Below are 12617 nucleotides of genomic sequence, written 5' to 3'. Positions count from 1 at the left end.
AGGTATCGGGTTCCCACATTCATCCGCACATGTGCGGATGAATGTGGGAGGTGTTCGGATAAAGTTGATAATCAAGGGGCGCCTTTGTGGTGGTGGGGAACGAGCGGCTCCTTTTGGTAATAGTGCTGGCTGCGATATCATTAGTGCAGGTGGCGAAGGCTTGCATTGTGAGGTGCTTTGCTGTGAGGAATCCTGCCCGTATTGGATTGATTGTTTTGGCGCTTGCGATCACCGTGGTTGGCATGGGCGCTGTCGGCATGGCGTTGCTACCTGCTGCGGTGACGGAGCCGGTTGTCAAGCCGGTGACTCAATCTGTCGAACTTCTGACCGGCGACGACAAGCCTGAGACCATTACCGTTGATTTTGATGAGCAACCGGCTGCGCTGGGCATTAGTAATTATCCACGTATTCAGCTTGGGGCTATGCGCTATACCACGGATTCCAGTCTGATCGACAGGGCGTCCGAGCTGCTCAGGGGCAAAACCTTTAAGCGCTGGTATGGATATGCGTCCTATCGGGCAAAAGCGAACGACATGGTTGGCGGATACCGCTCGTCCATCGAGTTGGACACCGCGAATGGCGCCAAGTTATGTGATGTTTCGTACGATCCTGGCTACGAGGGCAATGAGGGGCCGGGTATCTACATCTCGGCCGGCGATGTCGCCTATGTCATGGAGGGCAGCCAGACCGAGCTCAACGATTTTATGGGTCAGTGCATTCAGGATGCCTATGAACAGACCTGCTTGCCCAACCCGCAGACAGCACGCGATAGTGGGTCTGCCCGTACATGGCTGTTCGATGATGAGATGCCCTGGATCGCCAAATCGGGAAGCACGGGCTCGGCAAGTTAATAGAGGCTGCAACCACCACAAAGGTGCCTGTCCCCTTTGTGGTGGTTCATGTGGTGATTCTTGTGTGCTAGATCGCGCCGTACTCTTTGAGGAGCTTGGCGATGTCGGTTCCCTCGACCTTCTTGAGGACTTCCTTTAGGGCGATGCGCTCGACCATGGGCAGCTTCATGCTGGTGATGGGCTCTCCGTCGCGCAGTTTAACGCTGCTCATAAGCAGGTCACGCACGTCAAAGACCGAACCCCAGACCTCGGGTACACCGCGGTCGACATCGCAGAGCGTGTAGACGGCTTCCATGCCGGTACGCATGGAGTACTCGGTCGTAAAGATCGTGTCGCGCGGCGTCTCGGCAAACTGGCCCAGGAACGCGAAGTTCACGGCGCCATCGGGCACGACGTCGGGGCGGTCGCCCGCCTCGCGCGGCATAAAGAAGGCGGTGATGTAGGGCATCATGACGGGAACAGTATTGGCGTGATTGGCTGCCAGCTCACCAATCTTATCTTCGGGAACGCCCAGGTGATACAGCCACTCCTGGCAGATTTCCTCGCCGGTGCAGTCGCGCATAGCCTTCTTTACATAGTCGCCGGGCTTGTCGGTAAACAGACCATACACCCATACGCACAGCTGATCTTTTGGCTGGTCGCGGAACTGCTGCTGGCGGTTGATCGTCCAGCTCATAAGCCAGCCCGAGTCCTCGCAGGTCACAATGCCACCGGTCACGACGTGCCCGGTAAAGGGGTCGCGATGGCAGATCTTTTGGATATAGGGCACGATCTCGCCGTCGAGGGTGGTGACGGTGGCGCTCATCCAGTTGCTCTTCTCGGGGTCACCGCAGAATTTATCGGGATGACCAAAGCTCGGGTCCTGAGCGGCAATGCGACGCCACATGACCCAACCGCCACCAGGGCGAATCGTCGGATCCCATGCGGCAGGCTTGTTCTGCGCACCGATCGTCGAGTTTTCCACACAGCCGCCGTTGGTGATAAAGACCAGGTCATCCTCAGTAAGATCGATGTTCGAGACCTCGCCCGCATGCGTCACGGTAATGCGACGCGCGACCTTCTTGGTGCTTGTGCTGTAGGGGTTGCGCGCAAAGGCAGCCTGCTGGATGCGCTGGATCGTGTCCTGGCCGGTGCCAGTGACGGCGCGGCGCGGACCCTCGCCGCCGCCCACCTCAAACACCACGTTTTCGACCTTGGTGTCAAAGTGGAACTGCACGCCGTGCGCCTCGAGATAGCGCTGCATGGGCAGAATCATCGACTCGTACTGGTTGTAGCGGGTGAAGCGCAGGGCGCTAAAGTCGGGCAGACCCGCGATGTGGTGGATGTAGCGGCGGATATAGAGCTTCATCTCGAGCGCCGAGTGCCAGTTCTCAAAGGCGAACATGGTGCGCCAGTACATCCAGAAATTCGAGTTGAGCACCTCGTCGTCAAAGAAATCGGTGATGGGACGATTCGCCAGCTCCTCGTCGGGCGTAAAGAACAGGTCCATGATCTCGGTTGCCGCCTTGTCCGACAGGCCGAACTTGCCATCAGTACCGCCGTCCTGACCGCGGTTCTTGGTCGAGCGGCACAGCGAGTAGTTGGGGTCCTCCTTGTTGAGCCAGTAATACTCGTCGAGTACGGTGATGTCCGGATCTTCAATTGAGGGAATGGAGCGGAAGAGATCCCACATGACCTCAAAATGATTGTCCATCTCGCGGCCGCCGCGCATGACATAGCCCACGCCGGGGATGTCAGCGCCATCGCAGGCGCCGCCCGCAACGGGGTCCTTTTCGAGGATATGGATGTGGCTTCCGGGCATTTGCGCATCGCGCACCAGGTAGCAAGCTGCGGCAAGCGCGCCCAAACCGGTGCCGATGATGTAGGCACTCTTGTGATCGATGCCCGCAGGCTTCTTGGGGCGAGCAAAAGCTTCGTAGTTTCCGCTTGAATAGTACATGACTCCTCCTTGCCAACGAAGTTTGTTAACAAGCTTGTGCCCTGATCAACGCGGCCTAACCGATACAAGATCGTCATCTTGTACGATTTTTAATCAACGGCGGCGGATTGTACAAATTTGCTTGGCTTTGGTCTCCCAAAGCCTGGCCCGGCGTGACGCACTTGGCTGTCGCGTGCCATGCCTTACAACAATTAAAATCTCGCTAGTGCTGCGTCAATCTGGCCTTCGCATATTTTGGAAACGCGCTCGGCTACTGCGCTCGGGTCCTCGGCCATGCCCACGGCGACCCAGTCGAGCATGATGCCGATAAATGCATGTGCGAAAAAGCGGGACAGAAAGTCCTTGTCGCTTTGCGAGACGCTCTTGCCCGCGGCATGCTCTTCGACCACGCCTTCGATCAGGTCGAATGTCACGGGCTGCAGAAAACGCTGGATGCGCTCGGCGCTCACGCAGTGATAGACGTTCATGATAAAGGGCTTGTTGTCGCGCACCGCGAGCATGATGTTTTCCAGGCCCGCCTGCCAGGTATCGGCCGTCTTGTTGTTGGCGAGCGCGCGGCCGGCGTCTTCCTCACATGCCCATTCAACTAGGTCATAAATGTCCTGAAAGTGATAGTAGAAGGTCATGCGACTGACCCCGCAGTCCTCAGTGAGGTCAGCGATGGTGATCTTGGTCAGCGGCTTTTGGAGCAGCAGTCGCTTAAGAGAATCTTCCAACGCGCGCTTTGTCAGTTGCCCAGCCATTACTCTCCCGCCGTTAACGTCGAATCATGAGATATCCCCATGGTACCCCGCATGCAATTACCCTCCATGAAGGGAGCAGACACCTTTGTGGCGGCTCGATTCGTCTTAATCTGTAACATCTTGGCCGCTAAAAGTGGGCCTGGTGTTACGGATTTAGATTTTCGATTCGGGTGTCTTCTGTTCGTCTCGATTTGTAACAGATAGGGCTCTATTTGCCGAGTAAATGTTACAGATTGAGACAAACGGGCGCCGCTGGTCATTTCATCTCGATCTGTAACATCTGGAGCCATAAACAGTCGCTAGATGTTACAGATTGAGATAGTAAGGGGACGAGGCCGCAGCGGGTGAGCGTGCCTGCATCCTATCTCTCAATCACTCAGAAAATCTTATATATAGAGACTTAGATTTGTGTATAAGATCGCGCAAAGCTGGCAACAATACTTCTCGAACAACGTGAAGCCGCCCCGTAGGGCGGCCGCCCCAAGAGAGGTGATTCCATGAGAATCGATAAGCTAGCGATGACGTCGCGCGAGGCGCTGCAGACCGCCATGAGCACGGCTGCCGATGCGCAGGCCGGCGCGGTAGAGCCGATTCACCTGCTGTCCGCCCTGCTCGGTGCCGGCGAGCGCAATATCTCCGTGATCATCGAGCGTATCGGCGCCGACCCGGCTCAGCTCGCACGCTCCACGCAGGATGCCATCGACCACGCGCCCAAGGTTTCGGGCGAGGGCCAGCAGATGGGCCTGTCAAACGAGCTCGCCCGCGTGATCGAGAAGGCCGAGAAAAAGGCCACCAAGATGGGCGACAGCTTTGTGGTGACCGAGCATCTGCTGATGGCACTTGCCGAGGACAAGGGCGAGGCGGGCCGCGTGCTGCGCGACGCCGGCGTGACCAAGGAGCGCATCGAGCAAGTCTACGAGGAGCTGCGCGGCGATGACCGCGTGACGTCTGCCGAGGACAAGACGCAGTTTGAGGCGCTGGAGCAGTACGGTCGCAACATCTGCGACCTCGCCCGCGCCGGCAAGCTCGACCCGGTCATCGGCCGTACCGATGAGATTCGCCGTACCATCCAGGTTCTGTCCCGCCGCACCAAGAACAACCCCGTGCTCATCGGTGAGCCGGGCGTCGGCAAGACGGCCATCGTCGAGGGCATCGCCCAGCGTATCGTGGCCGGCGACGTGCCGAGCACGCTGCGCGACCGCGACCTCATCGAGCTTGACATGAGCGCGCTGGTCGCCGGCGCCAAGTACCGCGGTGAGTTCGAGGACCGTTTAAAGGCCGTGCTCAAGGAGGTGCAGAAGTCCGAAGGTAAGGTCATCCTGTTCATCGATGAGCTCCACACCATCGTGGGCGCGGGTGCCACCGAGGGCTCCATGGACGCCGGCAACATCCTGAAGCCGGCGCTCGCCCGTGGCGACTTGCACGCGATCGGCGCGACTACGCTTGACGAATACCGCAAGTACATCGAGAAGGACGCGGCGCTCGCTCGTCGTTTCCAGACCGTGATGGTCTCCGAACCCACCGTCGAGGACACCATCTCGATCCTGCGTGGCCTCAAGGAGAAGTACGAGATCTTCCACGGCGTACACATCACCGATAGCGCGCTCGTGGCCGCCGCCGACCTCTCCGACCGCTACATCGCCGACCGTTTCCTGCCCGACAAGGCCATCGACCTGGTCGATGAGGCCGCAAGCCGCCTGCGCATGGAGCTCGACAGCATGCCGGTCGAGATTGACGCCACCACGCGTCAGCTCACTCAGCTGCAGATCGAGGAGCAGGCGCTCATGAAGGAGACCGACGACGCCTCCAAGGAGCGTCTGGAGGCTCTGCGCCAAGAGATCGCCGAGGTCCAAGAAAAGCTCAACGTGCAAAAGGCTGGCTGGCTCAACCAGAAGAACGCCATCGACCACGTGCAGGAGCTCAAGGGACAGCTCGACGAGGCCAAGAGCGAAGAGGAGCGCGCAACGCGCAACGGCGACCTGGGCCGTGCGTCCGAGCTACGCTACTCCGTGATTCCGGGCCTGCAGCAGCAGATTCAGGATTCCGAGGCCGCGCTCGAGGCGCAAAAGCAGCAGGACGGCGAGGGCCTCAACGAACAGGTGACCTCCGATGAGATCGCCGAGGTCGTGAGCGCCTGGACCGGCGTGCCCGTTTCCAAGATGATGCAGGGCGAGCTCGACAAGCTGAAGGGTCTGGAGGGCGAGCTGCATAAGCGCGTCATCGGCCAGGATGAGGCCGTCTCCGCCGTCGCCGCAGCCGTGCGCCGCAGCCGTGCGGGCCTCTCCGATCCGGACAAGCCCATCGGCAGCTTCTTCTTCCTGGGCCCCACCGGCGTGGGCAAGACCGAGCTCGCCAAGGCGCTGGCCGAGTGCCTGTTCGATGACGAGCGCGCGCTCGTGCGTATCGACATGTCCGAGTACATGGAGAAGTTCAGCGTCCAGCGTCTGATCGGTGCGCCCCCGGGATACGTGGGCTACGACGAGGGCGGCCAGCTCACCGAGGCCGTGCGCCGTCGTCCGTACTCCGTGATCTTGCTCGACGAGATGGAGAAGGCCCATCCGGATGTCTTCAACGTGCTGCTGCAGGTGCTCGACGACGGCCGTCTGACCGATGGCCAGGGTCGTCAGGTGTCCTTCAAGAACACGATTATCATCATGACGAGCAACGTGGGCTCCAAGGCCATCGCCGATCTGTCCGGTAAGGACGAGGAGGAGATGCGCCATCAGGTCGACGCGGCCATGGCTCAGACCTTCCGCCCCGAGTTCCTCAACCGTATCGATGACATCGTGGTGTTCCATCCGCTCGGTATGGCGCAGATCGAGAAGATCGTCGACATCCAGCTCGCCGACGTCCGCGCACGTCTGGCCAAGGAGCGCATGACGCTTGCCATCACCCCGGCGGCCAAGCAGCTGCTCGCCGTGGGCGGCTTGGACCCGGTCTTTGGTGCCCGCCCGCTCAAGCGTTTGGTGCAGCGCGAGGTTGTCGATGCCATCGCGGCGGCCATCATTGACGGCACGGTGCACGAAGGCGATCAGGTGACGGTCGATGTCGACAAGGACGGCGGCTTTACCGTCGTGTGCGACAACACGCCGTCTGCCACCTACGAGGTCCCCGACGCCGAGTAGATTTTTGGGACATGCCTTAAAATCTACCAGTCGCCTCTAAACACCAAGGGCGGCGGATCCAATTGGGTCCGCCGCCCTTTTTCGTGCGACAATCGATGGTATTGAATGTGAATACATGGCAAGGAGATGCGCAGATGAAAGACGAGAACGAGACGAATACGCCGGCGACCGATGCCGCACCGGCCGCACCCAAGCCGGCACCCAAGCCGCGCGACCCCTACATCCGTGCCGAGAACGAGGACGACGACGGCTACGATCCCTACAGCGATCGCCGCCCCGAGCGCGAGCCCCTCTTCGAAGCCGACCCCTGGCGCTAGGCTTTAGACATTAGTTCAGACGGTATATTCTGGGCGGAATTCCTGTCTCGTGGGGGATGCGGTCGCAGAGGCGGGCTATCAAGATCTGAAACGGAGTTAGGTCCGGAGCTGAGTCTGCACGGCATGCGGTAGGCAGGACGGTGCGGGGCAAAGGAATGGAATGCAAAAAGACGTTGAAGGGCGCGTCGTGCAAGGAAGCTGAATCGTCTGTGCGGTATACGGGATGTGCCCTCTGCCTTTGCATGCACAACCTAAATGCTGGGAGAGCACCCAGGACTCCGATGGATCAGACAAGAAGTCAGAGGGGCTCATGGTCGACAAAACCATAGACGTGCACTCTCAACGCAGAAAAAATGGAAAAGAATGCCGTTTGCCGCATTATACATACCGTTAGCAGATAACAGAGTTTGAGCCACCTTTGAAAACAGGGATGTCGTGCATACTGTAACCGGTTTAAGTTGAACCGGTTACAGTAAAGGCTGAAATCGGGGTGAATGGCTGAAGGGGGGTCTAGATGAAGTGTGTCAATAAGGGCGAACAGCTTAGCGTTTTAGCACTAGACCTTGGCGCTTCAAGCGGACGCGCTATCGTTGGTACATATAGCCGAGTGAGGGGTTTGCAGCTGACTGAGGTGCACCGCTTTGACAATGGGCCAAAAGCTGGGACAAATCCAATGCAATGGGATTACGACATGCTGCTCGACAACATCATTGCAGGCATTCACGAGGCGTCCGCGAAATTTGACTTAGAGAGCATCGGGGTTGATACATGGGGCGTAGACTACGGTCTTCTCGATGAAGAGGGTAACCTGCTCTCTTATCCAGTTCATTATCGTGACGCTCGGACAGACGGAGTGACTTCTCGTCTAGCTCGTGAGGGAAAACTAGACGGACTGTATGCGATTACGGGTACTCAGCAGATGGACATTAATACGTTAATGCAAATCATTGCGTCTCGTGACGATATGGGCCAATCGGTTGATGATGCACATTGTGCATTGCTCATGCCGGATTTATTAATCTATTCCTTAACGGGGAGTAAGGCAACCGAGATTAGCATAGCTTCGACAACACAGCTTATGGACGCTCGGAGCGGGATGTGGTCGGCAGAAGTTTTTGGTCGATTCGGAATCAGAGAAAGTCTTTTCCCTCCCATTGTGGCTGAAGGGCAACCTGCCGGAATGTTGAAGGATGGCGTTGCTGGCCTACAGGTACCAGTGGTGAGAGTGTGTGAGCACGATACTGCGAGTGCCGTGGCGAGCCTTGCGCTGACCGATGAGGACTTGTTTGTCTCTTGTGGAACATGGTCTCTTGTAGGGGTAAAGTGCATGGAGCCTGTTCTAACGGATGAGGCGGAGGCGCTGAATTTTACAAACGAGCGTGGCGATGGGTCATCAACACTTTTGTTGAAAAACTGTACAGGTTTGTGGATTGCACAGGAGCTCCGTCGGAATTTGATTGAACAGCATGGTGACGCTCCTGGGTGGATAGAAATTGCTGCGCTAGCGTATAATGCCGCTCCCTATTCACACTTGATAGATACCAATGATCCATCGCTCGAAAAACCGGGCAACATGCTTGAGCGAATCAATGGGCTTTTGCTTAAAACTGGTCAAGAGCCCATCGAACCAAATGATATTGGGTCGATGTATAGGTGCATTTATGAAAGTTTGGCTTTGCAGTACGTGATGGCAAAGGCCGAGCTGGAAGGGCTGCTGGGAAAGCGGCTTCGTTCTATACATCTGATTGGCGGCGGGGCTCAGAACAGGTTCATATGCCAATCGGTGGCGAATGTGGCGAGATGTCCAGTGCAAGCAGGGCCATTTGAAGCGACTGCGGTTGGGAACATCCTTGTTCAGCTGGTATCTACTGGATTATTCGGGAGCGTGGACGAGGCACGTGATGCGGTGGCGGATAGTTTGGAGCATGTTGACTATGAGCCGAAAGAACCGATTTCGGCTGAGGTGCTCGACCGTTATCGATACTTGATTGGGATGAAAAAATGCTAAAGGGTGTACCAAAGGTCGTTTCTCCAGAGCTGTTAAAAGTGCTATCGGAAATGGGCCACGGTGATGAGATCGTGCTTGCGGATTCTAATTATCCCGCGGCGTCAAATGCAAATCTACTCGTGCGGGCTGATGGTGTCTCTATGCCTGAGCTACTTGATGCAGTTTTGCAGCTGATTCCGCTCGACAGCTACGTTGATTCACCCGTTGTGCTGATGCAACCAGTTGGTGACGATGAGTTGCCAGAGATTTGGGGCGTATATCACTCTGTCATTGAAAATCGGGCTGGCAGTGATATCTCGATTGAGCATATCGAACGTTCAGCGTTTTACGAGAGGGGGAAGAAAGCCTACGCGATTGTCGCGACAGGAGAAGGGGCTATATACGCAAATATCATTATAAAAAAGGGCGTTGTGAAATAGGAGGCTGCAATGTATCCGAAGATTGGTATTCGACCTGCAATCGACGGTCGACAGGGTGGTGTACGCGAGTCCCTGGAAGAACAAACTATGAATATGGCAATGGCTGCCAAAGATTTGATTGAGACTTCGCTTCGCTATGCTGATGGTACGCCAGTGCAGTGCGTAGTTGCCAGTCGTACGATTGGTGGCCGTGCCGACGCTGAGGCAGTTCGGCAAGAGTATATTGCCAATAATGTTGTGGCAACGTTGACTGTGACTCCGTGTTGGTGCTATGGAACAGAGACGATGGATTTTGACCCCATGACCATCAAAGCAGTTTGGGGCTTCAACGGAACGGAGCGGCCAGGCGCGGTTTATCTTGCCGCTGCTTCATCGGCGGCTACGCAGTACGGTTTGCCGATGTTCAAGATTTACGGTCATGATGTACAGGACGCTTTGGATTCAACCATTCCGCAAGATGTAAGAGAAAAAATCATCTCTTTTGCACGCGGGGCGATGGCGGTTGGTCAAATGCGCGGCGCATCCTATGTCAACCTTGGTTCATGTGCTATGGGCATTGCAGGCTCTCAAATTGATACTGACTTTTTTGTTAAGTATCTGGGAATGAGCGTCGAGTACGTGGATATGACCGAGATTCTCCGTCGTATGGCCCTTGGAATTTATGATCCAGAAGAGTACAAACGGGCGCTTTCATGGATAAACGAGAATTGCGCAGAGGGCATTGATATTAACGTTGGTAAGGATCTTCCCGAAATCATTACGAAGTCGAAAGTTATTCCTGCTGATAAAGATTGGGATTTTATTGCAAAGCAAGCGGTGATTGTGCGCGACATTCTGTTCGGAAATCCCAAACTTGCAGAACTTGGTTGGCTGGAAGAGGCGCGTGGGCGTAATGCTATTGCCGGAGGATTCCAAGGTCAGCGCCACTGGACAGATTGGCTTCCCAACGGAGATTTTGTTGAAGCAATCATGGCTTCGACGTTTGACTGGAATGGTGCACGTAGGCCTACGGCTTTTGCAACGGAGAATGATACGCTTAATGGTGCAGCGATGCTGTTTGGCACTCTATTGACGAATACTGCTCCTATATTCTCGGATGTACGCACATATTGGAGTCCCGAAGCGGTTGAGCGGGTGTGCGGCGAGAAATTGAGTGGCCGAGCTGCGAACGGCGTACTTCATTTGATTAATTCAGGTGCTACTTGTTTGGATGCGACCTGCGCAGCTAAGGATTCAGATGGTAATCCTATAATGAAACATTTTTGGGATATGACCAAAGAGGACATTGAGGCGTGCCTGAATGCTACAGATTGGTGCCGTGCCAACTACGAGTACTTCCGCGGTGGTGGCTATTCCTCCCATTTCAAAACAGCGGCAGAGCTTCCTGTAACCATGATTAGGATTAACTGTGTTGACGGACTTGGTCCGACCCTTCAGCTTGCGGAGGGCTATACGTGCGTACTGCCTGACGCAATACACGCCAAACTTGACGAACGTACGGATAAGACGTGGCCGACAACTTGGTTTGCCCCGCGTTTGGGCACTGAAGGCTTTGAAACGGTATACGACGTTATGAACCACTGGGGAGCAAACCACGGCGCAACTGTTTACGGGCACATTGGCGCGGAGCTTATTACTCTTTGCAGTATGCTGCGCATCCCGGTAACGCTGCACAATGTCGCCAAAGCTGACATTTTCCGTCCGAGTGTGTTTGATGGATTTGGGACCAAAGATCTTGAGGGCGTTGATATTAACGTGTGCCGCACGTATGGCCCCCTGTATCGAGGATAGGAGCAGATTTTGTTTGTTGAGAATTATCGAGCCGAGCTTGTTGCTTATGGCAAAAAGCTAGTTGAAACGGGCTTGACCAAAGGAACGGGCGGCAACCTGAGTTTGTTCGATCGCAGCTGCGGGCGTATGGCAATTACCCCTTCTGGAATCGATTTCTTTGAGATCAAAGAAGAGGATATCGTAATCGTTGATTCTGAGGGCAGAGTTGTTGAGGGGACGCGTACACCCTCGAGTGAATGGCAAATGCACCTTGAGACATATCTGGATCGCCCAGATATTGATGCCGTGATTCATGCTCATACGACCTACGCAACGGCGCTTGCGATGAATCGCACCCCCCTCCGAGCTACACATTATATGGTTGCTGTCGCTGGTCCTGATGTTCGAGTGGCAGATTATGCAACATATGGTACCCCCGAGCTTGCACATAACGCCGTTAAGGCAATGAAGGGGAGGCGTGCTGTTCTTCTTGCAAATCATGGAATGCTCGCTGGTGCAAATGACCTGCTCAATGCATTTAACATTGTTGAGGAGGTTGAATACTGCGCCAAAGTTTACTGTATCGCAAAGAGCATCGGTGAACCAATTGTTCTATCGGATGAAGAAATGTCCTTGATGCACGAGAAATTTAAGACCTATGGTCAGCGAAAGGTTAGGGAGTAAACATGGCAATCAAGTTCGTACGAATTGACGATCGTCTGCTGCATGGTCAGGTTGTGACCACGTGGCTCAAGCGCTATGAGATTGAACAGGCAATTATTGTCAGTGCCGATGTTGCACAGGACAAGACGCGACAGTCCATTTTAAAAATGGTTGCGCCGCAGGGGTTGAGGGTTCAGTGTTTCAGCCCCGCAAAGCTTGTTGAGATTTTGAAGACAACGAAGATCAAGCGTTCCACAATGTTGATCTTTACAAATCCGAAGGAGGTGTGGGAGTGCATCGAAGGCGGCATCGATATTAATTATCTCAACGTTGGCAATATGAGCAAAACCGAGATGAATGAAAAGATAACTGCTGGAGTTGCCGTGACCGAAGAGGACCGAGAGTACTTCAAGAAGATACTTGCTGCGGGGGTTGACGTTGAAGTTCAAATGGTTCCGACAGACAAGATTTCAAAGATGGAAGACGTACTCGGGAGGTAGTAAAAGATGCTTATGCAAGCATGTTTGGTCGCACTGATTGGTATCATTGCGACGATTGACTACAATGGGCCGCTTTTTATGCTGCACCGTCCGTTGGTTACGGGCACGCTGGTTGGCCTTGTCTTGGGCGATTTAACCCAGGGTATCATGATCGGTTCTTCGCTTGAACTGATGTGGCTCGGTGTGACGGGGATTGGTGGATATACCTTGATTATCAACTTTATCCGAACACCTCCCACATTCATCCGCACATGTGCGGATGAATGTGGGAACCCGATACCT

At 55.3% G+C, this 12617-nt stretch carries 11 protein-coding genes; 9 read left to right on the top strand and 2 right to left on the bottom strand.

Annotated elements, in window-relative coordinates; all coding sequences use genetic code 11:
- Positions 1 to 182 precede the first annotated feature (182 nt).
- Positions 183 to 851 (top strand): hypothetical protein, encoded by a 669-nt coding sequence (locus GT495_RS10250; protein ID WP_161162562.1) that lies wholly within the window; start codon positions 183 to 185, stop codon positions 849 to 851.
- Positions 852 to 918: 67 nt separating this feature from the next.
- Here the strand turns inward: GT495_RS10250 and GT495_RS10245 are convergent, their stop codons facing one another.
- Complete coding sequence (locus GT495_RS10245) at positions 919 to 2790, bottom strand: oleate hydratase (RefSeq protein WP_161162561.1); 1872 nt, start codon at positions 2788 to 2790, stop codon at positions 919 to 921.
- Between the two features lie 191 nt (positions 2791 to 2981).
- Positions 2982 to 3533: a TetR/AcrR family transcriptional regulator gene (locus tag GT495_RS10240; RefSeq protein WP_161162560.1), complete on the bottom strand. Its 552-nt coding sequence runs from the start codon at positions 3531 to 3533 to the stop codon at positions 2982 to 2984.
- A 497-nt stretch (positions 3534 to 4030) separates the two neighbouring features.
- Here GT495_RS10240 and clpB point away from each other — a divergent pair, with 497 nt between their 5' ends.
- The 8 genes from clpB to GT495_RS10200 all read left to right on the top strand — a co-directional run.
- Positions 4031 to 6658, top strand: coding sequence for an ATP-dependent chaperone ClpB (gene clpB / locus GT495_RS10235; RefSeq protein ID WP_161162559.1), 2628 nt, complete (start codon positions 4031 to 4033; stop codon positions 6656 to 6658).
- Positions 6659 to 6792: 134 nt separating this feature from the next.
- Positions 6793 to 6975 carry a hypothetical protein gene (locus GT495_RS10230; protein WP_240128183.1) on the top strand — a complete coding sequence of 61 codons (183 nt, stop codon included), beginning with the start codon at positions 6793 to 6795 and terminating at the stop codon, positions 6973 to 6975.
- Between the two features lie 514 nt (positions 6976 to 7489).
- Entirely contained in the window at positions 7490 to 8983 is a 1494-nt protein-coding gene (locus GT495_RS10225) for a rhamnulokinase family protein (protein WP_161162558.1), read from the top strand.
- The gene (locus GT495_RS10220) at positions 8977 to 9402 is read left to right on the top strand and encodes an RbsD/FucU family protein (protein ID WP_161162557.1); all 426 of its coding nucleotides are present in this window, start codon (positions 8977 to 8979) and stop codon (positions 9400 to 9402) included. The genes GT495_RS10225 and GT495_RS10220 overlap by 7 nt, the downstream gene beginning before the upstream one ends.
- Positions 9403 to 9411: 9 nt before the next feature.
- Complete coding sequence (locus GT495_RS10215) at positions 9412 to 11193, top strand: L-fucose isomerase (protein ID WP_161162556.1); 1782 nt, start codon at positions 9412 to 9414, stop codon at positions 11191 to 11193.
- Positions 11194 to 11202: 9 nt separating this feature from the next.
- Entirely contained in the window at positions 11203 to 11856 is a 654-nt protein-coding gene (locus GT495_RS10210; RefSeq protein WP_161162555.1) for an L-fuculose-phosphate aldolase, read from the top strand.
- A gap of 2 nt (positions 11857 to 11858) precedes the next feature.
- Positions 11859 to 12335, top strand: a complete 477-nt coding sequence (locus GT495_RS10205) for a PTS sugar transporter subunit IIB (RefSeq protein ID WP_161162554.1) — start codon at positions 11859 to 11861, stop codon at positions 12333 to 12335.
- 6 nt (positions 12336 to 12341) lie between these two features.
- Positions 12342 to 12617, top strand: a 276-nt coding sequence (locus GT495_RS10200; RefSeq protein WP_161162553.1) for a PTS sugar transporter subunit IIC, incomplete at its 3' end; no start/stop codon positions are given.

The organism is Collinsella sp. BIOML-A6 (genome assembly GCF_009875845.1).
Lineage (GTDB): Bacteria > Actinomycetota > Coriobacteriia > Coriobacteriales > Coriobacteriaceae > Collinsella > Collinsella aerofaciens_H.
This window is presented reverse-complemented; position numbering and strand designations above follow the sequence as displayed.

Bases quoted from the DNA above. Each gene is read 5' to 3' on its own strand.
- GT495_RS10220 (WP_161162557.1), top strand. From the start codon at position 8,977: ATGCTAAAGGGTGTACCAAAGGTCGTTTCTCCAGAGCTGTTAAAAGTG.
- GT495_RS10240 (WP_161162560.1), bottom strand. From the start codon at position 3,533: ATGGCTGGGCAACTGACAAAGCGCGCGTTGGAAGATTCTCTTAAGCGA.
- clpB (WP_161162559.1), top strand. From the start codon at position 4,031: ATGAGAATCGATAAGCTAGCGATGACGTCGCGCGAGGCGCTGCAGACC.
- GT495_RS10215 (WP_161162556.1), top strand. From the start codon at position 9,412: ATGTATCCGAAGATTGGTATTCGACCTGCAATCGACGGTCGACAGGGT.
- GT495_RS10230 (WP_240128183.1), top strand. From the start codon at position 6,793: ATGAAAGACGAGAACGAGACGAATACGCCGGCGACCGATGCCGCACCG.
- GT495_RS10225 (WP_161162558.1), top strand. From the start codon at position 7,490: ATGAAGTGTGTCAATAAGGGCGAACAGCTTAGCGTTTTAGCACTAGAC.
- GT495_RS10205 (WP_161162554.1), top strand. From the start codon at position 11,859: ATGGCAATCAAGTTCGTACGAATTGACGATCGTCTGCTGCATGGTCAG.
- GT495_RS10245 (WP_161162561.1), bottom strand. From the start codon at position 2,790: ATGTACTATTCAAGCGGAAACTACGAAGCTTTTGCTCGCCCCAAGAAG.